Genomic DNA, 22,359 nt, shown 5'->3' with positions numbered 1-22,359 from the left:
TGACTATTCCCAGTTCAGCACCAGCTGTCGTTCAATTTGCGGATCGAGCAGCGTGACATGCACCCCCACCAGACGAACCCCACGCGCCTCTCGCCGCTCCTCCCAGGTTTGCCGCGCCAGCGTGACGAGGTCCTGCTTGTTCAATACCGGCCAAACATGTTCCTGCGTCGTTTGCCGAAAGTCATCAAACTTCAGCTTTACCCCCTGCCGGGCAATATGCAGATCCGGTTTGACCCGCTTTAAACGCCGTTCAAGTTCCTGATAAAGCTGTTCGATGAGCCCTTCACATTCATGCCAGTGATGAATGTCTTTCGCCAGTGTTTTCTCAACGCCCACCGATTTACGTAATCGATCTGGTGAGATTGGCCGCTTATCGATGCCATGACAACGCTCCCACAGAACACGACCAAATTTTCCGAAACTTTTTAGCAATTCCGCCAGTTCATAGCGGCGCACATCGGCACAGGTCAGCATCCCTTTTTCTTCCAGCCGTTTTGCGGTGACTTTACCTACACCGGGGATCTTCGCCAGCGGTAGCTGCAAAATAAATGTATCCACCCGATCGGGCGGGATCACATACTGACCGTTGGGTTTATTGAGCTCGGAGGCGACTTTGGCGAGAAATTTAATGGGCGCCACGCCTGCCGATGCCGTCAGGTTCAACTCCCTGAAAATCGCCTGACGGATCTCTTCTGCCATCAGCGTTGCCGAACCATTGCAATAGGGGCTGTCGGTGACATCCAGATAGGCTTCATCCAGAGAAAGCGGTTCGATGAGTGAGGTATAGCGGGCAAAAATGTCACGGATCTGCCGGGATGTCTCCTTGTACACCGCCATCCGGCCAGACAGCAAGGTCAGATGAGGACAAAGACGTAGCGCAGTCGCGGTGGCCATCGCGCTATGAATACCATAACGCCGCGCAGGGTAATTCGCGGTGCTGATTACGCCACGACGATCGGCGCTGCCGCCGATCGCCAGCGGGATATCGCGCAGACGCGGGTCGTCACGCATCTCAATGGCTGCGTAGAAGCAATCCATATCCACATGAATGATTTTTCGCATGCGCCCTCCCGAATTACTGTATAAAAATACAGTAAAACATAAAGACAGACAAGCTGAGAAACCGGTCAAGGCGTTTGTTCAGCAATCAGCCGCACCCGTTTAAATACTTATATTGTCCCCGTATAAATCGCGCTTTATAGTGGTTTCAAGGCGGTGGGCATGGGCTTCACCGGCGCAATTTCAGCCGTTGTCCGGGAAATAAAAAGAGAGTAATGATGGAAAATAAGCACAGCCACACCAACAGCGTTGAGAACCAGTTTGGCTCGCAGGCACAAAATTATCTGACCAGCGCCGTCCATGCGCAGGGAAAAGATTTGGCGCGGCTTGCTACTTTATTAGCCCCCTTTCCCTCCGCCCACGTTATAGATTTAGGCTGCGGCGCCGGGCACGCCAGCTTTGTCGCCGCGCAGGCCGTGGCCGACGTTGTGGCATACGATCTGTCGGCACAAATGCTGGACGTGGTCAGCCAGGCGGCCAAACAGAAGGGGCTGAGCAATATTCGCGTCCGACAAGGCATTGCCGAATCCCTGCCTTTTGAGGATGCCAGCGCCGATATCATCATCAGTCGTTACTCCGCCCACCACTGGCACGATGTCGGCCAGGCGCTACGCGAAATGAAACGGGTATTGAAGCCGGGTGGTCAAGTCATCATGATGGATGTGGTATCACCGGGTCATCCGCTGCTGGATATCTATTTGCAGACCGTTGAGAAGCTGCGCGACACCTCGCATGTACGTGACTATTCCCCCGGCGAGTGGCTGAGTATGTTCACTGAAGCGGGATTTGTGGTGCGCAATGTGACCAGCGATAGATTGCCGCTGGAGTTCAACAGTTGGATTGCCCGCATGCGCACGCCGGAGCATTTCGCCATCGCGATTCGGGAATTGCAAAAAACGCTGGCGGAAGAAGTGACGCGACATTTTGAAGTACAGTCAGACGGTACTTTTGTCACCGACATTATGATGATCGAAGCCACACGGGCGTAATTGATCGGCCATCTGGGTATTCGTGAAACGTACCATAAAGGACAGCAGGGGTATAGCATTCCGCCATCTGCTGTCCCTGGAATGCTCACGACCGTCGAAAAGAACGGCGTCAGCGTTCTTCGCATCTCATTTTTACCTCGAAAATAGTTTTTAACGGTTTTCATGCTTGATTAAAATTAAGGCGATGATAATGTGAAACCGTTTTATATCCTTCGTCTTTCAGATTGCAACAATGGTCGTTTCCCTGTTTCGCCAGAGGGTTCAGTCATAAGACAAGTTTGGTTACCTTCTGACAGCAATTGAAATACATTGGTTATAAATCCGCCTAAAGGCAAAGGAATACGGAACGATAACTAACCGTATGTAGCACAGCTTTTTATTTCATCAGGATCCATAATGCAAAAAATCGCGCTGTCTTTTGCGATGTTGTTTTTTTTGCCCGCTATTGTTGTTACCAGCACAGCCAGTGAACCTGCGCCGATAACAAAAGAATTAAAACAGCAATTATTAGGCTCTCCGATCTATATTCAGATATTCAAAGAAGAGAGAGTATTAGAACTCTATGCTCAGTTAAGCGGCGAATATCGCTTATTAGAGAGTTATCCCATTTGTAAATATTCAGGCGGATTAGGGCCTAAGCGTATCGAGGGTGATTTGAAAAGCCCCGAAGGGTTCTATCAGGTTGATCTGCGCCAGCTCAAACCAGACAGCCGATATTACCGGGCAATTAATATCGGTTTCCCCAACGAATATGACAAATCGCAGGGATATTCCGGCCGGTATCTGATGATTCACGGCGAATGCGTGTCCGTTGGCTGCTACGCCATGACCAATAATTATATTGATGAAATTTATCGTTACGCTGAACAGGCACTGCTTAACGGACAGACGAAAATCGATCTGGCGATTTATCCGTTCCGTATGACGGAACAAAACATGCAGCGCCATCGCAATTCAAGCTATTACAGCTTCTGGCGTCAATTGCAGCCGGGTTATGCGTATTTCAATCAACACAACCAGCCGCCGGCCGTCGCGGTATTTAACGGTCAATATGTCGTTAATCCACCGCTGACCACCAGCCAGCCAGTATTAAATTACGCGTTCACCAAAGTGGAATAAGACAAATTCTCCTGGCATGATTTGATGCCAGGTTTCATTTCCGGTCAGCGGCTGCGTTGCCAGCACGGTTACGACATCATTCGGCGTCGTCTGCTGCTGAAAATCGATTTCCACATCCTGATCCAACAGCGTCGCTTTGCCAAACGGCGCCCGGCGGGTAATCCAGTACAGCTTGGTCGAACAGTATCCCATGACAAAGTGGCCGTCCGACAACAGCATGTTAAACACGCCCTTCTTGCGCAATACGCCGGCCTGTTCTGCAATATAGCGGAACACCGTCGACCAATTACCCGGCGTGCGGGGGTAGCGCTGTGACAATTGATGCAGCAGCCAGCAGAAAGCAAATTCGCTGTCGGTTTGACCGACAGGCCGAAACATCCCTGTTTTCAACGAGCGATAACCTTTCAACTGCCCGTTGTGGGCAAATGTCCAGTTTCTGCCCCATAGCTCGCGGGTAAAGGGGTGGGTGTTTTCCAGCGATACCGCGCCCCGATTGGCCTGCCGGATATGTGACACCACCGCGCAAGACTTGATGGGATAGTCCTGCACCAACCGGGCAATCGGCGAATTGTAGCTTGGCTGCGGATCCTTGAAGGTACGACAGCCATTCCCTTCATAAAACGTAATACCCCAGCCGTCCCGATGCGGCCCGGTCAGGCCGCCACGCTGAATCAGTCCGGTAAAACTGAAACAGATATCCGTCGGCACATTCGCACTCATCCCAAGCAGTTCACACATCTTGCCTCTCCTAACCTCCCCCGCGTGTTCGCTTTTCCTATTTGCCAGCCATCTCTTTTTCAATCAATTGAATCAGAATATGAATCGCCTTGATATGGATTTCCTGAATACGATCCGCATAACCGAAATGAGGGACCCGAATTTCCACATCCGCCGTCCCCGCCATTTTACCGCCGTCTTTGCCCGTCAGCGTGATCACCTTCATGCGCTTTGCCTTCGCAGCCGCAATCGCTTTGATGATGTTGCCTGAATTGCCCGATGTGGAGATGCCCAACAGCACATCGCCTTCACGACCCAGCGATTCAATATAACGGGAAAACACGAAGTCATAGCCGAAATCGTTACTGACACAAGAAAGATGGCTGGGATCAGAAATGGCGATAGCCGGATAACCCGGACGGTTTTCACGGTAACGTCCCGTCAATTCTTCGGCGAAATGCATCGCATCACAGTGTGACCCGCCATTACCGCAGGAAATCACCTTCCCACCCGCTTTAAACGCATCCGCCAGTAATACCGCCGCGTTTTGAATCGATTGAATATTTGCGTCATCGCTTAAAAAGTTATTTAGCGTTTCTGCCGCTTCTTTCAGCTCGTTACGGATTAAGTCCTGATACATGGGATCCTCTCATTATGTCGAGTGACATCATTCTATATTGCCATGCAGTGTAGCGGATCGCGCAAACAGCGAGAAGCGCGCAATGACACGATTGGCAGGATCGCTGACGCCAATCAGAAAACCGTGAACGGCTACCGGGTTTGTGAGTTAAGTTGTAATTGTGATGTAAATGAATTGATAAAAACAAGCAAATGCACTACAACAAATAAAGACCAACAGGTCAGACCTCTTATGACTCAATGGCCGTTTCACTCGTCATTCCCACTGCACAATGTGGAGCCAAACGCGGATGAAAGGGTTCTTTAAGTCGACGACAACTCTGGAGACGTACTATGGTTGCTGTCAGTATTCTTCTCTTACTGATCATTATCGGTGCCATGTTCTATCACCGTATCAGCCTGCTTGTCAGCAGTGCGATTCTTGTTGCCTACTTTGCCGCCATGTCCGCCATACAGCTGTGGCCCGTCTGGCTGCTGGTCCCGCTGGTCATTGCGCTGATACCGTTTAACGTATTGCCGATTCGCCGCCGGCTTTTTTCCGCATCCGCTCTGCGCATGTTTCAGAAGGTTATGCCGCCGATGTCCAATACGGAAAAAGAAGCCATTGATGCAGGCACTACCTGGTGGGAAGGCGATCTTTTCCGTGGCTCACCGGACTGGAAAAAACTGCACAACTACCCGCAGCCACGTCTGACTGCCGAAGAACAGGCATTTCTTGACGGCCCGGTGGAAGAAGCCTGTCGCATGGCAAACGATTTTGAGATCACTCATGAACGCGCCGATCTGCCGCCGGAATTGTGGGCATTTCTCAAACAGCATCGTTTTTTCGCCATGATTATCAAAAAGCAGTACGGCGGTCTGGAGTTTTCTGCTTATGCACAGGCGCAGGTTCTGCAAAAACTGGCTGGCGTCTCCAGTATTCTGGCGATTACCGTCGGCGTACCTAACTCGCTGGGCCCCGGTGAACTGCTGCAACATTACGGCACGGAAGAGCAAAAAGATCACTATTTGCCCCGTCTGGCCCAGGGTCAGGAGATCCCATGCTTTGCCCTGACCAGCCCCGAAGCGGGATCTGACGCCGGCTCCATTCCGGATACCGGCGTCGTCTGTTACGGCAACTGGCACGGCGAGCAGGTTCCTGGCATGCGTCTGACCTGGAATAAACGTTATATCACGCTGGCGCCGGTCGCGACGGTACTCGGTCTGGCCTTTAAACTGTATGACCCGGACCATCTGCTGGGTGAAACCGAAGATGTGGGCATTACCTGTGCGCTGATCCCCACCAACACCGACGGCGTGCAGATTGGCCGCCGTCATTTCCCGTTGAATATTCCGTTCCAGAATGGACCGACCCAGGGTGAAAATATTTTTGTTCCGCTGGATTACATCATCGGCGGACCGAAAATGGCCGGCCAAGGCTGGCGGATGCTGATGGAATGCCTGTCCGTCGGACGCGGTATTACACTGCCCTCCAACTCAACCGGCGGCCTGAAATCGATCGCGCTGGGTATCGGCGCGTATGCCTATATTCGTCGTCAGTTCAAGGTGTCCATCGGTAAAATGGAAGGAATTGAAGAGCCGCTGGCGCGTATCGCCGGTAACACGTATGTCATGGATGCCGCGTCCACGCTGATCACCAGCGGCATTATGCAGGGGGAGAAACCTGCCGTCCTGTCCGCCATTGTCAAATATCACTGTACCCACCGCGGTCAACGGGCCGTGCTGGATGCGATGGATATTGCCGGCGGGAAAGGGATTTGCCTCGGCCCCTCCAACTTCCTCGCCCGCAGCTATCAGGGTTCCCCCATCGCCATCACCGTGGAAGGCGCGAACATTCTGACCCGCAGTATGATTATCTTCGGTCAGGGTGCAATCCGCTGCCACCCATATGTACTGGAAGAGATGGCGGCGGCGCAGGATAAGGATGTTCCACGTTTTGACCGCGCGCTATTTGGTCATATCGGGCATATTGGCAGCAGCAAAATCCGCAGCTTCTGGCTGGGCCTGACCAACGGCCGACTGAGTCATGCGCCGGTTAATGACGAAACGCGTCATTATTATCAGCGTCTGAATCGACTCAGTGCGAATCTGGCGCTGCTGGCAGATGTTTCCATGGCCGTGCTGGGTGGAAGCCTGAAACGTCGGGAACGCATTTCGGCACGTCTGGGTGATATCCTCAGCCAGCTTTATCTGGCCTCTGCGACGCTGAAACGCTACGACGAGGAAGGCCGGCACAAAGCGGATCTGCCGCTGGTTCATTGGGGCGTGCAAGACAGCCTCCATCAGGCTGAGCAGGCGATAGCAGATCTGTTACGTAATTTCCCGAACCGCATAATCGCGGGTCTGCTGACGTTTATCATCTTCCCCCTGGGCCGCCGTAGCGATGCGCCATCTGACCGTCTGGATCATGAGGTGGCGAAACTGCTGCAAACGCCATCGGCCACGCGCAACCGTCTGGGACGCGGACAATATCGGGTCGCCAGTGAGCATAATCCGGTCGGTCTGTTGGAAGAAGCGCTGGGAGAGATTATTGCAGCGGAACCCATCTACCAACGCTTATCAAAAGCCAGCGGTAAGCACCTGCCGTTTATGAGATTGGATCAGTTGGCGGAACAGGCATTGGCGGAAGGCAAGATAACCGCAGAGGAAGCCACCGTGTTAACCAGAGCGGAAGCCAGCCGTTTACGTTCGATCAACGTGGATGATTTCGCCGCGGACGCACTGGCGGCAAACAGACAGCAGGCGGTCGCTGAACCACAAAGAAAGACGGAGGCGGCGTGACGATGCCGGCCTACCTCCCTCTGAAAGGCCGCGATTGCGGCCTTTTTTACCCGATCCATTTATACCTCTGGTCAACCGGGTTAAAATGACTGCTTCCTCCACCAAAAGGCACCACGCCATGGCATATATCCCGAAAAACTACGCGAAACTCGAAAGCGGCTATCGCGAAAAAGCACTCAAGCTCTTTCCGTGGGTCTGCGGTCGCTGTTCGCGCGAATTCGTTTATTCCAATCTGCGCGAATTAACCGTGCATCATATCGATCACGACCACAGTAATAACCCGGAAGATGGCAGCAACTGGGAAATGCTGTGCCTGTATTGTCACGATCACGAGCACTCAAAATATACGGATGCGGATATTTACGGCTCAACCGTGATCGCGGGAGAGGATGCCCAGAAAGACGTTGGCCTCGCCACCCATAACCCTTTCGCCGATCTGAAAGCGATGCTGGAAAAAGGCAAGAAATAGCGGGTTCCATCATCCGCTATCCCTCAGCCTTATGCACCGCTTTGCCGTACCCGCGCCAGCAACGCTTCAACGCTGGCGATATGCGGCGCAGCCAGAATCAGCGTCCGGCCCAGTGATAACGCCTGACGCTGGCACCCCGCCCTGGCCTCATCATTTTGGATGCCGTCGAGATCGGCGACGTGCGCCAGACCAATCGTGCGGCGAATCAGTTCGGTTCCGCAATAGCCGACGGCATCCTGCCATACCTGCTGTAAAAACAGCTCGGCATAACCCGGTTCCGCCAGCGAAGGCTCCCGGCTACTGTGCTGACTCAGCGACAGGAAACGCGTCGCGAAGGTATGCCACAACGTGCGGATATCCTCAAACCGTTGTTCGCGACTGGCTACCGCCTCACGCGGCGCCAGCAGGCCCGGCAAACCACAATAGTTCAGCAACAGATTCCCGATAGCGGTTCCCACATCAAAGCCTATCGGTCCATAGAAGCCAAACTCGGCATCGATTGCTTTCAGCCGGCCTTCCGCTACAAAAATTGAACCGCTATGAATATCGCCGTGCAACAACGCTTCCGCCCTGCTTAAAAAGCGGTGTTTTAGTCCGGCAACGGCCAATTTCAGCGCCCGGTCGTCACGCAATGCCTGCACATCCGCCGACAGCACGGCATCAAACCGATTTCTTTCGTGGTCAATATAAGGATCGGTGAAGAACAGATCTTCGGTGATCTGACACAGCTCAGGGTTGGTAAACCGGCTCACCGCCGCTTTCTTATCGTGAGGAGACTGATAAAAATCGGAATGATGGAACAGCGCCTGCGCCAGATATTCTCCCAGTTGGGCCGCCGCCTGCGGGTAGTGAGCCCCCTGAATCAACTCACTGCGCCAGATGCGGTGATCGGAAAGATCTTCCTGCACCATCACTGCCAATGCCGCATCATGGTGCAGCACCGTTACCGTATGTTGCGGACAGAATTGGGCATGGGACAGCAACGTTTCCGCTTCAATGCGGGCGCGATCGAGCGTCAGCGGCCACGACTCGCCAACGCAGCGCACATAGGGGAGCGCCTGTTTGACAATCACCCTGCTGACGCCCTGAGTATCCCGGATTTTAAACACCAGATTCAGATTACCGTCGCCAATTTCCTCAGCAGCGATCAGCGCGTGCGGATCGCTCACCCGGCCATACTGGCGGGCGTATTCTACGGCATCATCCGCCGTAAAGGTGCGGTAAAGTGACATTCCAACCCCTCATTATTCTGCGCTCACACGATAGTGAGAAAATCATTTTTAGACATAAAAGCGTTTGGACGTCTATACATCCATTACGCATATTGGCAGAATAAGAAAATCGGTGCAATAACGCAACATGGATTTAACCACTCATGCAGACACTTAACACAACCAGCCTGAAGATTATCGATAATCAGCTGTGGATCCTCGATCAACAGGCGTTGCCACAAGAGAAACGCTGGTGTCCCTGCCCTGACGTTACCTCGCTGGTGGAACATATCCAGACATTACGCGTGCGCGGTGCGCCGTTGATTGGCTTATCCGCCAGTCTGCTGCTTGCCCTGCTGGCTGAAGAAGGGTTCTCCCAGCCCCAGCTGGCGCAGTCGCTGGAAACGCTGCGGGCAGCACGCCCCACGGCGGTGAATCTCATGAACAATCTGGACCGGATGAAGCAAGCGCTGGCACAGCCGCAATTCGTCAACGCCATGGTGCAGGAAGCGCTGAGACTGGTCGAAGAAGATCGCGCGTTGTGCGAGCAGATCGCCGCCCACGGCGCTACGCTGGTGAATCCGAATAGCAGACTCCTGACCCACTGTAATACTGGTGGACTGGCGACCGCCGGGATCGGCACCGCTATCGGCGTGCTGCTGCGAGCGCATCAGCAGGGAAACGTGGCTCAGGTTTGGGTCGATGAAACCCGTCCGTTGTTACAGGGAGGACGATTAACCGCCTGGGAACTGGGCGAATTGGGCATTCCCTACCGGTTGATTTGCGATTCGATGGCCGCCAGCCTGATGGCGCAAGGCAAGGTGGATGCCGTATGGGTAGGGGCAGACCGCATTGCCGCCAACGGGGATATCGCCAACAAGATAGGCACTTACAGTCTGGCGGTATTAGCGCATTATCATCAGATTCCGTTCTACGTCGCCGCACCGCACACCACACACGACCCGGCATGTCCGGCCGGTCATGCTATCCCGATTGAGCAGCGCGCCGCAGCGGAAGTGACCGGCGTGTCGGGCAGTTTCGGCAATTGCCAGTGGGCGCCGCAGAACGCCCCCGTCTACAACCCGGCGTTCGATGTCACGCCGGCAGCGCTCATCAGCGGCTGGATATTGGATACCGGCGTGGTGACGCCGCAGGCGGTGAAAGAGGGAATATTTCAGACATCGCTGAAATGACCAGATTAAGGGAGCCTGACGCTCCCTTACCTTAAGACCTAAACCGCACGTCAGCGCGCTAATTTCGGATACGCATCCGCGATCTTATCGCCGGTAAAATGCGCGACCCAACCTTCCGGGTTATCGAACAGCCGAATAGCCGTGAAGTGGGGTTCCGGCCCCATGTCGAACCAATGCGCCGTGCCAGCAGGCACAGACAGCAGATCGTTTTTCTCACACAGGATCTGGAAAATCTTGCCTTGCAGATGCAGGCAAAACAGCCCCGCCCCCTCAACAAAGAATCGAACTTCATCTTCGTGATGAATATGCTCGGATAAAAATTTGGTGCGCAGCTCCGCACGCTGCGGGTTGTCCGCACGCATACTGATCACGTCCCAACTCCGATAACCTTTCTCGGCCACCAGCTTATCGATCTCATGCCGATAGGCAGCCAACACCTCTTCGGAAGAGGGAGCATCGCTCAGCGTTTGACTTGCCTGCCAGCGCTCAAAACGCACGCCGATCCCGGCTAACTGCTGGCGAATGGCTTCTCCATCCTGGCTTTGCCAAATCGGTTGGCTTGCATCGCTGTCGCTAAAGATAGTCAGTGCACTCATTGGGAATACTCCTGTAAATCGATTTGGTCAAAATGTGCCACCTGGGGGTGACGACTCAAGTCATCAGCATCACGACGAATGAGCTGACAGGTATGCCATCCTGCTTCTTGCGCGGCATCCAGTTCCTGATGAACATCCGACAGGAACAGTAACTGCTCAGCCGGTAAACCGATGGACTGAGCAATGGCGCGATAGGATGCGGTTTCGCGTTTGGCGCCAACGCGGGTATCAAAATAATCCTGGAACAACGGACGTAAATCCCCCGCCTCGCTGTAACCAAAAAGCAATTGCTGAGCTTCAACGGAACCCGACGAATAGACATACAGGCGAATGCCCTGCCGCCGCCAATCAGCCAGTTGCTTAGCCACCTCCGGATAGAGGTGTCCGCGAAAATCGCCGTTGTGATAACCCGTACGCCAGATAATGCCCTGTAATAGCTTGAGTGCGGTCGATTTGCGGTCTTCATCCATAAACTGATGTAACGCCGCAATTAACGCATCCTCATCCGCATCGGGCGCAGTCAGTTCCTGACGCAACAGCGTCAGCGCCTGTGCGATTTCCTGGTTGTCCTCGTGTTGACGCACAGTATCAGCTAGACGCTCACGGGCATAAGGAAACAACACGTTGTGGACAAAGAGGATATCGCTGGTGGTGCCTTCAATATCCGTCACGATCGCTTTAATGGCGTGGGTCTGGTTCATTTGGCCTCCAGCAGTCGGCGTTGCAGTTCACACTGAAACAAAAACTCAAGCCCTTCCAAATGACGACGCGCCTCTTTTACCGTCTCTCCCCAACAGTAAAGGCCATGTCCCCGCACCAGAAAACCGTAGCGCAGCGGCTCATGCCTTGCGCGCGTCGCGACACGGTCGGCCAGCGCCGGAATATCCTGATCGTTATCGAAAATCGGGATCGCCACACGATCCCGATGCGTTGTCTGTCCGGCCAGCGACTTTTGCATTTCATAGCCTTGCAGCGCCAGATCGGCTCCTGTTTCTACCCGTGACAGCACCGTCGCATTGACCGAATGGGTATGCAGCACCGCCCCAACCCGCGGGTAAGTGCGATATAACAGCGTATGCAGCCCGGTTTCCGCCGACGGCGTCCGACCGCTGGGTACGTGGTTGGTGGCGATATCCACCAGCAGGAAATCATCCGCCAGCAGACTGCCTTTATCCTTGCCTGATTCGCTAATCAGGCACTGTTGTTCATCAAGGCGCACGGACATATTCCCCCCGGTCGCCGGACACCAGCCTTTCTGCCCTATCCAATGGCAGGCGGCAAGCAGTGCCGTAAGTTGCTGATTTTCAGTCATCATGCTTCTCGTGTTACTGGTACGTTTACGGGTACTTAGTCCCTTTGGTTATGACTTAGCACTTAAAGGCATTTAGCCGTTTAAACGTCCAAGCGTCTTGATTGCCAAATACTAACATCGTGTTATATTGTCAAGCAATACAGGTTTGCAGGAGTCCGACCCCGTCATGAGCATCCCGCTTATTCCCGAAAGTAAACTGCCGTCACTGGGCACCACCATTTTTACGCAGATGAGCGCACTGGCTCAGCAACATCAGGCCATTAATCTTTCGCAGGGCTTTCCTGACTTTGATGGTCCCGCTTATCTGCAACAGCGTCTGGCCTATCATGTAAGCCAGGGGGCAAACCAATACGCACCCATGACCGGCGTGGCGCCGCTGCGTACCATCATTGCCGAGAAAACGGACGAGCTGTACGGCTGGAAGCCCGATGCGGATAGCGAAGTGACCGTGACCGCCGGCGCGACGGAAGCGCTGTTCGCGGCCATTGCCGCCCTGGTGCGTCCCGGCGATGAAGTGATCTGTTTCGATCCCAGCTATGACAGTTACGCACCTGCCGTTGCGCTGGCCGGCGGCGAGTTAAAGCGTCTGGCGCTGCAACCGCCGGCTTTTCGCGTCGATTGGACGGCGTTCGCCGGTTTGATCAGTGAACGCACCCGATTAGTGATCCTGAATACGCCGCATAACCCGTCAGCGACCGTCTGGCAAAAAGAAGATTTCCAACAGCTGTGGCAGGCCATCGCTGAACGCGAAATTTATGTGTTGAGCGATGAGGTCTACGAACATATTTGCTTCGCACAGGAAGGCCATGCCAGCGTGCTGGAGCATCCTTCTTTACGCCAGCGCGCCATTGCCGTGTCGTCATTTGGTAAAACCTTCCATATGACGGGCTGGAAAATCGGCTATTGTGTCGCGCCTGCGGCGCTCAGCGCGGAAGTACGCAAGATCCATCAGTACCTGACCTTTTCGGTAAACACGCCCGCCCAGTTGGCGATTGCCGACATGTTACGTGAACAGCCGCAGCACTGGCGTGAGCTACCGGATTTTTATCGCGCCCGTCGCGATCGCTTCATCAATGCTCTTTCCAACAGCCGCTTTAAAACCTTGCCCTGCGCAGGCACCTATTTCCTGCTGGCCGATTACAGCGCCATTTCCGATCTGGATGATGTCAGTTTCTGCCGCTGGTTGACCGAGCATGTGGGCGTGGCCGCCATTCCGCTTTCCGTATTTTGCGCCGATCCGTTTCCTCATAAATTAATTCGGCTATGCTTTGCCAAACAGGAATCTACATTAGATGCTGCCGCGGAGCGTTTATGTCGACTTTGAGCATTTCAGTATTGCAACAGCCCTTGGTATGGCTGGATGGCGCAGCCAACCTGAGCCATTTTGATACCTTGCTGGCCGATATCACCGGCCGCGATCTGATCGTGTTACCCGAAATGTTTACCACCGGTTTTGCCATGGAGGCCGCAAAGAACAGTCTGGAGCAGTCGGCCGTTGAGGCGTGGTTGTATCAATGGGCGCAGAAAACCAATGCCTTGATCGGCGGCAGCATTGCCGTCCATACGCCAAAAGGCGCAGTGAACCGCTTCCTGTTGGCCGATCCGCACGGTGAGATTTACCAGTACGACAAGCGTCACCTGTTTCGTATGGCGGACGAACATCAATATTATCAGGCCGGCACGGAGCGTCTGATTCTTGAATGGCGCGGCTGGCGCATCTGCCCGTTGATTTGTTACGACCTGCGTTTTCCGGTGTGGTCACGTAACCGTCAGGACTACGATTTGGCACTGTATGTCGCCAACTGGCCAGCGCCACGTTCATCACACTGGCAGACGCTGCTGGCCGCACGCGCCATTGAAAACCAGGCTTACATCGCAGGCTGTAACCGCGTCGGCATCGACGGCAACGGTCACAGCTACCGGGGCGACAGCCTGATCATCAACGCGCAGGGGGAAATTCTGGCCTCAGCGCCGCCGAATCAACCCGCCCGCCTGGATGCGGAACTATCGCTGGAAGCGCTGCAAAGCTACCGGGAATCCTTCCCGGCATGGCGTGATGCGGATCGTTTTTCGCTATAAAAGACCGCGATTTATAAAGAAGACCGTAATGCCGGCGGATCAAGGCAGGTATCATCCTCATCGGCGGAGAGGGACAACCGCTGGATAATGTCCTGCCGCAGCAGATACTTTTTGATTTTTCCGGATGCGGTGCGTGGCAGACTATCGACAATAACCACATGTTCCGGGTACTTATATTTGGCCACCCGCTTGTGGCTGAAAAAAGCGATCACCTCTTCCAGCGTCAGCGTCTGGTAAGGCGCTTTCAGCACGATATAGGCGCACGAACGTTCTCCCAAACGCTCATCCGGCATGGCGACGACGCCGGCGTCACGCACGCGCGGGTGTTGCAGCAGGATCTCCTCAACCTCCCGACTACTGATGTTCTCGCCGCCACGGACAATGATGTCTTTTTTCCGGCCCGTAATTTTGATGTAACCCGCCTCATCCATCCGGCAGAGATCGCCGCTGTAATACCAGCCATCTTCATCCAGCGCATGAGCCGTCAGTTCGGGTTCATCCAGATAGCCCATGAACACGTTAGGCCCGCGAGACGCCTCTTCCCCTTCTTCACCGCGGGGAACCGTCTTGCGCGCTTTGTCGACGACCTTGATTTCAACGCCAGGGGCGGCGGTGCCATCCGTGTTGATCACGCGGGAAAGAGGATCGTCGAGTTTAACGACGGCATGAGGTGAACTTTCCGTCGCACCGTAGACGCTCAGCAATTTTATTCCGACCTGCAAACAGTCCCGGGTAACTTTTTTGGGGATGGTCGTGCCGCCACACAGGAAGAAGCGCAGTGAAGACAGATCGTAATCCTGTTGTTGTACGGTACACAGCAAATCATAAACAAAAGGCGTCGCCCCCATGACACAGGTGCATTTTTCCCGCGTCAGCAAAGTGAGGCAGTCAGCCGGATTAAAAATATCCAGCAGCACGCTACGCCCCCCGATGATGAAAGGCGCCGTGACGCCGTGTAGAAAACCCGTAGCATGAGCCAGTGGCGCAGGCATCAATATCGTATCCAGCCAGTTAAGATTCAGCGTTGCGCAATAAGCGCGTTCGCTGGCCAGGACATTGTTATGAGTGAGCATGACGCCCTTAGGCACCCCTTCCGTGCCAGAAGTAAACAGCACCACGGCCAGTTCATCGCCATGCACCTTGACGGGATTTTCCAGCGGCGGATAGTCTTGCAACAGTTGGCTGAGCGCTGGCGTTGTGGCGGCTGGCGCCAGTTTATCGACCGCCACCACCTGCCGTAGATACGGAAGCTGGGAACGCAGTGGGGCGATCCTTTCCACGGGATTGGTGTTTTTGAACAGCGTCGGGACGAACAAGACGCAGGCCTGACTCTTGTTAAGCGTCCAGATCAGTTCCGTTTCGCGGTAAGCGGGCAGCAGAGGAACCGAAACCGCTCCCGTTTTCAGACAGGCCAGATAGATCAGCGTGAATTCACACCAGCCGGGAAGCTGAAAAGCCACCCGGTCACCCGGCTGGATGCCGCATGCTAACAGATAAGCGGCCAGGCTTCCTGCGGCGCGATCCAGTTCGGCATAGGTATAGGACGTTCCCTGATTGTCGAGGACGGCCATTTTTTCCGGCGCGACCTTAACCGACTGATGCCAATAGTCAGCAAGCGATGCATCTCCCCAGTAACCCTGTTGCCGATACCACTCCCTGCGTGCATCGTTAAATTTAATTGTAACCGTCATTCGCTTTATCTCTGTTATAAACGGCAACTGTGCGGTGTCGTTTTATCGTTATTAATCGCCGACATGCCGAACCGCAACGGACATAAAGGGAGAATGTAGTCGGCCAGTACATATCCCCGACCACAGGAATTAACCGAAACGGAACTCAACGCCAAAGGTGCCCTGCGGGTATTCCCATTTCTCAAGGATCGTATCGCCGCAAAGCACCCGGCAGGTGCCGCATTCCAGGCATCCCGCGTAGTCAAAGTGAATATTGCCGTCGCTATCCTGTTTGTAGAGGCCGGCCGGACAGGCGTTGACCAGCTTGCGGAATTGTTCCACGTCCGGATGATCAACCAGCACAATGTGCGGATTGCTTTCATCCACCCGGAATTTGTTGACGCCCAGCTTTACATCGACATTTACCGTATTTTCACTGTTCATAGCGCAGTCGCCCCTTTGATGCCGTCCTTCAACAGATTGATCAGCCCGACCTGTCTGGCCCGGTTCAGTATCTTCGAACGCACGGGTTTACTGGGGCTGCCATCGATAATGAACATATCCGTCATGATGTCGGCGACCATGCGGGGGTATTGGGTAAACATCCGTGGGTTTTCCATCATCGCCGGCAGCTTGCGGTAGTGATGCATATCCTGGAGCACAAAGCTGTGCTCCAGTTTTTTCCTGTAACTCATCAGTTCATTGGCGGAGAAATCCTGATGGTTTTTCGCTTCAATGGCGGTCAGCGCAGCCGCTTCCGCCGAAGCGATAGCCAGATCCATACCGCGGACGGTATAACCCAGATTCAGACACAGCCCCGCCGCATCGCCGACAATCATGACGCCATCGTCCACCAGCTGCGGCACCATCTCCAGCCCCCCTTCCGGTACCATATGCGCGGAATATTCCAACAGGGAGCCGCCCTGAATAAGCGGACGGATGGCAGGATGCTGTTTAAAGTCCTCCAGCATCTGCGGGACGCTTTTGGTGGCGTGAGCGATGTCGCCCAGCCCGCACACCAATCCCAGCGAGACAGAGTCCCGATTGGTGTAAAGAAATCCGCCGCCCATCAGACCGTTTGACGGCGAACCGGCAAACAGCCAGGCCGCACCCTCGCCGGTGGGAAGGCCAAAGCGGTCTTCTATTTGAGATGGCGACAGGGAGATCAATTCTTTGACGCCCACGGCATAGTGATGGGGCGATGATGGCGGCACCATGCCAATGGAACGGCCGAGGAGCGAATTAACGCCGTCCGCCAGAATGACAATGTTCGCTTCCAGCGAATCTTCCCCTGCCTGAACACCGGTGACCCGATTGCCTTCCCTGAGCAGCGCATCTACCCGGACGCCAGGAATAAATTGCACCCCGGCCTGTTCCGCTTTTTCCATTAGCCAGGGATCAAACAGGTTACGCAGCACGGTGTAAGACGCTTTCAACGGGATATCCGGTTGCTCGCTATGGAAATCCAGCGTGACGGCGCTTTCGTCAGTGAGAAATGAGATTTTTTCCCTGGTAACCTTACATTCGACAGGCGCTTCCTGCGCGAATCCCGGTATGATTTTTTCCAGACTGTGTGCGTAAAGACGTCCGCCGGTCATGTTTTTACTGCCAGCGGTATTACCACGCTCAATGACCAGTACATCCAGCCCGGCTTTCGCCATGACATAACCGGCAATGCAACCCGCCACGCCAGCTCCGACGACGATGGCATCGAATTTTTCTTCCGACATTGTTTCGGCTCCCTGCCCCGCCGCGGTCCCCGTCATCTTTCAAGTTGCCGGTGCGTTGGCTTCCTTCACCTCGAAATCGATAGGGCACAATGCGGCGGGACTTTCGCGTTGTTAACGGCTCACTATTAACGGGACAATTGTTCAATCAGGGCGGGGACGACTTTGTAAATGTCCCCGACCAGGCCGTAGTCGGCATATTTGAAAATGGGCGCGTTTTTATCTTTATTGATGGCGACGATAGTTTTCGCGCCATTGCCCCCGACCATGTGCTGAATCTGTCCGGAAATACCCAGCGTCAGATAAAGATCGGACTTCAACAACACGCCGGATACGCCGATATAGCGCTCACGCTCCATCCAGTGCTCGCCTTCGGCAATCGGGCGGGAACAACCGACTTCCGCGCCGATCGCGGTCGCCAGATCCTGTACCATGCGCAGATCATCCTGAGACACCAGACCACGGCCAATACCCACTACGCGTTTGGCTTTACTCAGGTCAACGCTGCTCAACGATTTGGTGCGGCGTTCCTTGCACAGAATTTCCTGACGAGGCGCGACATAGCTCGCCTGACAGACAGGGCAGTCATGAGATTGATTTGCCGCTACGGGCTCAATGGCGCCGGGCGCCAACGTCACAATGGCGATCGGCGTATTGATTTTCTCTCTGCCAAATGCCAGCCCCCCGTACATCCGGTGCTCGGCATACGTGCCGTCATCACCGACGGTCAGTGAAGTGACATCGTTAACGATCGCCGCATCGAGCAATACACTCAATCTGGCGGCCAGCGCTTTGCCACGCTTGGTGGCAGACAGCAAAATCAATGTGGCGGAGGAAGACTTCTCTATGATGGAAGCCAGGGTTTCAGCATAGTTTTCCACGCGCTGTAGGGCGGATTTTTCACCCAGAACATAGAGCGTATCCGCGCCCAGCGGCTTAACGGATGGCACGGCGTCGCCATCCTGTACCACGGCGTTGACGTGCTCTCCCCACTGGCGTGCGCCAGCCAATAATTCGGCGTAGCGATCAAGGTTGTCGCTGAATACCCATACATTCGTTAATTTACTCATAGCCATTTTTCTCCGTATCGGGTTAGTTCAGCACTTTTTTCAAGTGTTCAGCCAACTCACCAATCGCTTCCGGCGAGTCGCTTTCAATGATGATGTGTTTACGCTCGGCCTGAGGCGGCACCTGAATATGGGTCAGTTCGGTATAGGGCTGGGTCGGCGTCCAATCGATATCGCTGGCCTTCCATTGCGTTACCGGTTTTTTCCCCGCGCCCAGGATGGCCTTCATGGATGGAATTTTCGGAACATTGATATCTGAAGTGACGCAGAGCACTGCCGGCAGCGGTAACGCCAGCACTTCCACCTCTTCTTCCAGAGTGCGTTCAATCAGGACGCCGTTATCCACAAGCTGAATATTGCTGACGGCATTGATGGTGGGAAGTTGCAACATCTCCCCAACCAACAGCCCGACCTGTTGGGCATACAGGTCACCGGAGCCTTCGCCGAACAGTATCAGATCGAATCCGATCTTATTCGCCGCCGCCGCCAGAGCCTGCGCCGTATCTTTAGGCAGCGCCTGTTCCAGATGCGTATCCTGAACCAGATAGAGTTCATGCGGGCCGCGTGACAGTACGTCTTTACGCACTTTGGTGTTTTCTAAAAACTTGCCTCCCACGCTGAGCGCCACGACCTGACCATCGTCGCCAGACAGCTGTACGGCCGCTTCAATAGCATTCAGGTCGAACTGGCTGATCTTGGCATCGGCACGCTCAAAATTAAGCGTCCGCTCGGCGGTCACCACAATGTCTTGCTCTTCGGGCACCAGCTTGAAGCAGGTTATGATTTTCATGGTATCTCCTATCGGCAATAACCAATATTTGGGTTGGCAGTAAAGGTTTCTGAACCTGAATGGCGATGTCCCTCTGGGTGAATAACATGATTCAGGCAGATACCGATTGCTGGCAGTAAACAAAAGGGAGAGGATTTTTGTTGGCGCATGGTTTTCTCCGGTTAAATATATACCCGACAGGTTTCAAGTCGCGACGATAAAACCTATTTATCTCAGAAGGATAGATATAGTTGATGGTGATATATTGATATTGTTACGGAGAAAAAACGACATGATAATATGTTTTAGTTACCAACTATCTTGCAAAAAAAGCGCTGGAGTATAGCGACGGGTTAATCATTTAATTTTTATTTGTTCTTTCAATGCGGTTCGGAAGGATGGAATAGCATTAAACATGAAGTTAACAAGCAAGGTAGAATAAGGTAAATAGTGTGTGACATACATCATAAATATGACGTTTTTTTGAAAAAAAACCCATCATGGTTCAATAAAAAAATAAAATTAACATTTCGTTGTAAATTCAGTGTTTAAATTTTGTATAGCATGAACCAAATCAGTTCCTGACATAGAGAAAATTAAGGGGTAAATCTCTGTAACGATTTCGTGTTTTACTGTCCTTTCACGTTGGCATACTATCTTGCATAGCATACAAACAATCTTGTTTTGGCACGCTGAATCCGTGTTATATATAGTGTCATCGGTTGCTATATGCATCCCCGAATAATTGGCTTACATCTTACGGTTAAATGTGGAGGTAGTCATGTATCAGCGCCAGTTTGACAATAAAACGGATGCCATTTTTGAAAATGGACTAACGCCCAAACTATCCCGATATGTCATTAGCGATGACCCCAACTGGGAATCCGGTCATCATGTGCATGAAGCCGAAACCGAACTGATCTACGTAAAAACAGGCGTTGTCAAACTCACCATCGACTCATCAAACTATGTCGCTCAGGCGGGAGATATCATTGTCATTGAACGCGGCAGCCTGCACGCCGTGGCTTCTGATATCACATCACCCGCAACGACCTGTACCTGCGCGGTTTATGGTTTTAAGATCAAGGGACTGGAAGAAAATCGGATTATGCAGCCAAACTCATGTCCCGTGGTTTCCGCGGTTAAAAATAAAGAGGTGATAAAGAGCATTTTTCAAGAAATCAACCTGTTATTGCCTCAGCAAAAGAATAACCTCTCGTCATCAGTCTATGATGCTTTTGGCTATGTTCTTACGGTGATATTTTATGAAAATTTCAAAATTTCGTATCGAACCGACGCCGGGCATATAATAAAAGACGTTCTGGTAAAAGATATTCTGGTTTATTTAAACAATAATTACAGAGAAAAAATCACGTTGGATCAGCTGGCGAAAAGATTCCGTGCCAGCGTGAGTTATATCTGCCATGAGTTTACCAAAGAGTACCACATCTCCCCTATCAACTATGTTATTAAGCGCCGGATTACCGAAGCGAAATTTGCATTGACCAACACGGAATTATGTCTGAATGAAATTTCCTTCCGAGTTGGATATGAAAATGTCGATCACTTCACAAAATTGTTTATTCGGCATGTCGGCTGTTCCCCCTCGGAATACCGGAAACAGTTTAAAAGCGATCTTAACGGGCTGGAATATATAACAGAATTTGGCGAACGCCCGGAAGTGTTAATTTGAATTTTATGACCGGCTTTTACACAATGGCGATTATTGCTGATGGAATAGGGAAATATCCTGTTATCAATGAACGACAATCAGTTCACCCCACCTGGCGTGAACTGATTGTCAATGTGGTTACTTGTTCTGATAATCTTTCAGAATCTGACGACCGGCGATATAGATCATAATTTCATCGGTGCCGCCGCCAATGCGTTCGCAACGAACGTCGCGCCAGAATCTGGAAACACGCGCATCATCCGTATAGCCCAGTCCCCCCATGATTTGTATTGCATCATCAATAACTTCAAGCGCAGTACGGGCGCAATACAATTTACAAAGCGCGGCGCTGGTCCTTAACGACTGATGCATATCGGCTTGCCATGCCACTTTCAACACCATATTGCGCATGTTTTCGATTTTTATTGCCATTAACGCCAGTTTTTCCTGAATCATCTGGTTATGGCCGATTGGCTTGCCAAACTGAATGCGCTGATTGGCATATCTGGCGGCATCCTCAAATGCGCATTCTGCAAACCCGGTGCTGCGGGCGGCATTAATGAGGCGTTCCATCTCGAAGTTATACATCACATTCAGGAAGCCCATCCCCTCTTCACCCACTCGGTCGCTTTCATCAACCTCGACATTGTCCAGATAAACTTCGCAGGTGCTCAGCATGTGCCAGCCGATTTTATGCAGCGGGTTGATTTTAATGCCTGGACTATTCGATTCCACCCACCAGAGCGTAAATGCCTTTTTCGGATCCTGAGGTTCAGGATCCCGGGCCAGTACCAGCATATAGGGATACTCTTTGGCCCCGGTGATAAAGGTCTTCTGGCCGTTCAAATACACTTTGCCGTTCTTGCGCGTGTAGGTTGTCGTTGCGCTATTGTTGTCCGACCCAGCGCCAGGCTCCGTGAGGGCCAGCGCATAAGCAGGATCGCCGGTGGCCAACGTGCTTTCCGCCGTTTTCCGCAACTGCTCCGGCGAACCGAACCTCAGCATACTGTGAATACATTGTCCGTTAGTGATCAGAAATGCAGGCGCACCGCATTTTGATACTTCCATTAAAGCCAGCATTTGCGTCACATAGTCGGCCGGAATCCCGTTATACTCCTCCGGCACCCCCAACAGGGAAATACCATTGTCAGATAACGCCTTCATGAATTCTTTGGGATAGGTTCCTGTCTGGTCGCATGTTCTGAAATATTCTTCGGGAAAATTATTGGTAATAAGTTCCCGAATACTGGCAAGCAGCAACTCTTGCTCTTCGGTTAAAGCAAAATCCAT

21 protein-coding genes are annotated in these 22,359 nt (G+C 53.0%); 8 read left to right on the top strand and 13 right to left on the bottom strand.

Going from position 1 to position 22,359, the window contains the following annotated elements; genetic code table 11:
• Positions 1–3 precede the first annotated feature (3 nt).
• Positions 4–1,062 carry a DNA polymerase IV gene (gene dinB / locus DDT52_RS17045; protein ID WP_136157419.1) on the bottom strand — a complete coding sequence of 353 codons (1,059 nt, stop codon included), beginning with the start codon at positions 1,060–1,062 and terminating at the stop codon, positions 4–6.
• Between the two features lie 215 nt (positions 1,063–1,277).
• Between dinB and DDT52_RS17040 the strand changes: the two genes are divergently transcribed.
• Together DDT52_RS17040 and dpaA are read left to right on the top strand one after the other, a co-directional pair.
• Positions 1,278–2,048 (top strand): class I SAM-dependent methyltransferase, encoded by a 771-nt coding sequence (locus DDT52_RS17040; RefSeq protein ID WP_136157472.1) that lies wholly within the window; start codon positions 1,278–1,280, stop codon positions 2,046–2,048.
• 396 nt (positions 2,049–2,444) lie between these two features.
• Positions 2,445–3,167 carry a peptidoglycan meso-diaminopimelic acid protein amidase gene (dpaA, locus tag DDT52_RS17035; RefSeq protein WP_109055733.1) on the top strand — a complete coding sequence of 241 codons (723 nt, stop codon included), beginning with the start codon at positions 2,445–2,447 and terminating at the stop codon, positions 3,165–3,167.
• Here the strand turns inward: dpaA and DDT52_RS17030 are convergent.
• A complete protein-coding gene (locus DDT52_RS17030) occupies positions 3,138–3,905 on the bottom strand; it encodes a class II glutamine amidotransferase (protein WP_136157418.1) in 768 nt (255 codons plus the stop codon). The two genes, dpaA and DDT52_RS17030, sit on opposite strands and share 30 nt — an antisense overlap.
• Positions 3,906–3,942: 37 nt before the next feature.
• Complete coding sequence (gene lpcA / locus DDT52_RS17025) at positions 3,943–4,524, bottom strand: D-sedoheptulose 7-phosphate isomerase (RefSeq protein WP_109055731.1); 582 nt, start codon at positions 4,522–4,524, stop codon at positions 3,943–3,945.
• A 332-nt stretch (positions 4,525–4,856) separates the two neighbouring features.
• On the opposite strand from lpcA, the gene fadE reads away from it, so the two are divergent.
• Positions 4,857–7,304 carry an acyl-CoA dehydrogenase FadE gene (fadE, locus tag DDT52_RS17020; RefSeq protein ID WP_136157417.1) on the top strand — a complete coding sequence of 816 codons (2,448 nt, stop codon included), beginning with the start codon at positions 4,857–4,859 and terminating at the stop codon, positions 7,302–7,304.
• A 118-nt stretch (positions 7,305–7,422) separates the two neighbouring features.
• A complete protein-coding gene (yajD, locus tag DDT52_RS17015; protein ID WP_210732732.1) occupies positions 7,423–7,773 on the top strand; it encodes a YajD family HNH nuclease in 351 nt (116 codons plus the stop codon).
• Between the two features lie 29 nt (positions 7,774–7,802).
• Here the strand turns inward: yajD and mtnK are convergent, their stop codons facing one another.
• The gene (mtnK, locus tag DDT52_RS17010) at positions 7,803–9,005 is read right to left on the bottom strand and encodes an S-methyl-5-thioribose kinase (protein WP_136157415.1); all 1,203 of its coding nucleotides are present in this window, start codon (positions 9,003–9,005) and stop codon (positions 7,803–7,805) included.
• Between the two features lie 143 nt (positions 9,006–9,148).
• Here mtnK and mtnA point away from each other — a divergent pair, with 143 nt between their 5' ends.
• Entirely contained in the window at positions 9,149–10,177 is a 1,029-nt protein-coding gene (gene mtnA / locus DDT52_RS17005) for an S-methyl-5-thioribose-1-phosphate isomerase (RefSeq protein ID WP_136157414.1), read from the top strand.
• Positions 10,178–10,227: 50 nt separating this feature from the next.
• Here the strand turns inward: mtnA and DDT52_RS17000 are convergent, their stop codons facing one another.
• The 3 genes from DDT52_RS17000 to DDT52_RS16990 are packed head-to-tail and all read right to left on the bottom strand — an operon-like array spanning position 10,228 to position 12,085.
• Positions 10,228–10,773, bottom strand: coding sequence for a 1,2-dihydroxy-3-keto-5-methylthiopentene dioxygenase (locus tag DDT52_RS17000; protein WP_136157413.1), 546 nt, complete (start codon positions 10,771–10,773; stop codon positions 10,228–10,230).
• Positions 10,770–11,474, bottom strand: a complete 705-nt coding sequence (mtnC, locus tag DDT52_RS16995) for an acireductone synthase (protein WP_136157412.1) — start codon at positions 11,472–11,474, stop codon at positions 10,770–10,772. Before mtnC ends, DDT52_RS17000 begins: the two co-directional genes overlap by 4 nt.
• A complete protein-coding gene (locus tag DDT52_RS16990) occupies positions 11,471–12,085 on the bottom strand; it encodes a methylthioribulose 1-phosphate dehydratase (protein WP_136157471.1) in 615 nt (204 codons plus the stop codon). The genes mtnC and DDT52_RS16990 overlap by 4 nt, the downstream gene beginning before the upstream one ends.
• A gap of 166 nt (positions 12,086–12,251) precedes the next feature.
• On the opposite strand from DDT52_RS16990, the gene DDT52_RS16985 reads away from it, so the two are divergent.
• Both DDT52_RS16985 and DDT52_RS16980 read left to right on the top strand, forming a co-directional pair.
• Positions 12,252–13,409: a pyridoxal phosphate-dependent aminotransferase gene (locus DDT52_RS16985; RefSeq protein ID WP_136157411.1), complete on the top strand. Its 1,158-nt coding sequence runs from the start codon at positions 12,252–12,254 to the stop codon at positions 13,407–13,409.
• Positions 13,397–14,164 carry an amidohydrolase gene (locus tag DDT52_RS16980; protein WP_136157410.1) on the top strand — a complete coding sequence of 256 codons (768 nt, stop codon included), beginning with the start codon at positions 13,397–13,399 and terminating at the stop codon, positions 14,162–14,164. The genes DDT52_RS16985 and DDT52_RS16980 overlap by 13 nt, the downstream gene beginning before the upstream one ends.
• 11 nt (positions 14,165–14,175) lie before the next feature.
• On the opposite strand, the gene fadK is transcribed toward DDT52_RS16980, so the two are convergent.
• The 5 genes from fadK to DDT52_RS16955 all read right to left on the bottom strand — a co-directional run bounded on the left by fadK (position 14,176) and on the right by DDT52_RS16955 (position 19,418).
• Positions 14,176–15,855, bottom strand: a complete 1,680-nt coding sequence (gene fadK / locus DDT52_RS16975; RefSeq protein WP_136157409.1) for a medium-chain fatty-acid--CoA ligase — start codon at positions 15,853–15,855, stop codon at positions 14,176–14,178.
• A 129-nt stretch (positions 15,856–15,984) separates the two neighbouring features.
• Positions 15,985–16,278, bottom strand: a complete 294-nt coding sequence (locus tag DDT52_RS16970; RefSeq protein ID WP_109055720.1) for a ferredoxin family protein — start codon at positions 16,276–16,278, stop codon at positions 15,985–15,987.
• Positions 16,275–17,564: an FAD-dependent oxidoreductase gene (locus DDT52_RS16965; RefSeq protein WP_136157408.1), complete on the bottom strand. Its 1,290-nt coding sequence runs from the start codon at positions 17,562–17,564 to the stop codon at positions 16,275–16,277. Before DDT52_RS16965 ends, DDT52_RS16970 begins: the two co-directional genes overlap by 4 nt.
• Before the next feature lie 125 nt (positions 17,565–17,689).
• Positions 17,690–18,631: an electron transfer flavoprotein subunit alpha gene (locus DDT52_RS16960; RefSeq protein ID WP_136157407.1), complete on the bottom strand. Its 942-nt coding sequence runs from the start codon at positions 18,629–18,631 to the stop codon at positions 17,690–17,692.
• A gap of 22 nt (positions 18,632–18,653) precedes the next feature.
• Entirely contained in the window at positions 18,654–19,418 is a 765-nt protein-coding gene (locus DDT52_RS16955; protein ID WP_136157406.1) for an electron transfer flavoprotein, read from the bottom strand.
• 760 nt (positions 19,419–20,178) lie between these two features.
• Here DDT52_RS16955 and DDT52_RS16950 point away from each other — a divergent pair.
• Positions 20,179–21,090 carry an AraC family transcriptional regulator gene (locus DDT52_RS16950; protein ID WP_136157405.1) on the top strand — a complete coding sequence of 304 codons (912 nt, stop codon included), beginning with the start codon at positions 20,179–20,181 and terminating at the stop codon, positions 21,088–21,090.
• 117 nt (positions 21,091–21,207) lie between these two features.
• Here DDT52_RS16950 and DDT52_RS16945 read toward each other — a convergent pair whose 3' ends face one another.
• Entirely contained in the window at positions 21,208–22,359 is a 1,152-nt protein-coding gene (locus DDT52_RS16945) for an acyl-CoA dehydrogenase (protein WP_136157404.1), read from the bottom strand.

The sequence above is a fragment of the Brenneria roseae subsp. roseae genome (assembly GCF_003115845.1).
In the GTDB taxonomy this organism is placed as follows: domain Bacteria; phylum Pseudomonadota; class Gammaproteobacteria; order Enterobacterales; family Enterobacteriaceae; genus Brenneria; species Brenneria roseae.
The sequence above is the reverse complement of the archived record's forward strand: the minus strand, read 5'-3'. Positions and strand labels throughout refer to the sequence as shown.

Excerpts from the sequence above, each read along its gene's own strand:
- DDT52_RS17030 (WP_136157418.1), bottom strand. The coding sequence starts at position 3,905 with ATGTGTGAACTGCTTGGGATGAGTGCGAATGTGCCGACGGATATCTGT.
- DDT52_RS16945 (WP_136157404.1), bottom strand. The coding sequence starts at position 22,359 with ATGGATTTTGCTTTAACCGAAGAGCAAGAGTTGCTGCTTGCCAGTATT.
- DDT52_RS16950 (WP_136157405.1), top strand. The coding sequence starts at position 20,179 with ATGTATCAGCGCCAGTTTGACAATAAAACGGATGCCATTTTTGAAAAT.
- DDT52_RS16955 (WP_136157406.1), bottom strand. The coding sequence starts at position 19,418 with ATGAAAATCATAACCTGCTTCAAGCTGGTGCCCGAAGAGCAAGACATT.
- yajD (WP_210732732.1), top strand. The coding sequence starts at position 7,423 with ATGGCATATATCCCGAAAAACTACGCGAAACTCGAAAGCGGCTATCGC.
- DDT52_RS16970 (WP_109055720.1), bottom strand. The coding sequence starts at position 16,278 with ATGAACAGTGAAAATACGGTAAATGTCGATGTAAAGCTGGGCGTCAAC.
- lpcA (WP_109055731.1), bottom strand. The coding sequence starts at position 4,524 with ATGTATCAGGACTTAATCCGTAACGAGCTGAAAGAAGCGGCAGAAACG.
- DDT52_RS16990 (WP_136157471.1), bottom strand. The coding sequence starts at position 12,085 with ATGACTGAAAATCAGCAACTTACGGCACTGCTTGCCGCCTGCCATTGG.
- fadE (WP_136157417.1), top strand. The coding sequence starts at position 4,857 with ATGGTTGCTGTCAGTATTCTTCTCTTACTGATCATTATCGGTGCCATG.
- mtnA (WP_136157414.1), top strand. The coding sequence starts at position 9,149 with ATGCAGACACTTAACACAACCAGCCTGAAGATTATCGATAATCAGCTG.
- dinB (WP_136157419.1), bottom strand. The coding sequence starts at position 1,062 with ATGCGAAAAATCATTCATGTGGATATGGATTGCTTCTACGCAGCCATT.
- DDT52_RS16980 (WP_136157410.1), top strand. The coding sequence starts at position 13,397 with ATGTCGACTTTGAGCATTTCAGTATTGCAACAGCCCTTGGTATGGCTG.
- mtnC (WP_136157412.1), bottom strand. The coding sequence starts at position 11,474 with ATGAACCAGACCCACGCCATTAAAGCGATCGTGACGGATATTGAAGGC.
- DDT52_RS17000 (WP_136157413.1), bottom strand. The coding sequence starts at position 10,773 with ATGAGTGCACTGACTATCTTTAGCGACAGCGATGCAAGCCAACCGATT.
- DDT52_RS16960 (WP_136157407.1), bottom strand. The coding sequence starts at position 18,631 with ATGAGTAAATTAACGAATGTATGGGTATTCAGCGACAACCTTGATCGC.
- DDT52_RS17040 (WP_136157472.1), top strand. The coding sequence starts at position 1,278 with ATGGAAAATAAGCACAGCCACACCAACAGCGTTGAGAACCAGTTTGGC.
- dpaA (WP_109055733.1), top strand. The coding sequence starts at position 2,445 with ATGCAAAAAATCGCGCTGTCTTTTGCGATGTTGTTTTTTTTGCCCGCT.
- DDT52_RS16965 (WP_136157408.1), bottom strand. The coding sequence starts at position 17,564 with ATGTCGGAAGAAAAATTCGATGCCATCGTCGTCGGAGCTGGCGTGGCG.
- fadK (WP_136157409.1), bottom strand. The coding sequence starts at position 15,855 with ATGACGGTTACAATTAAATTTAACGATGCACGCAGGGAGTGGTATCGG.
- DDT52_RS16985 (WP_136157411.1), top strand. The coding sequence starts at position 12,252 with ATGAGCATCCCGCTTATTCCCGAAAGTAAACTGCCGTCACTGGGCACC.
- mtnK (WP_136157415.1), bottom strand. The coding sequence starts at position 9,005 with ATGTCACTTTACCGCACCTTTACGGCGGATGATGCCGTAGAATACGCC.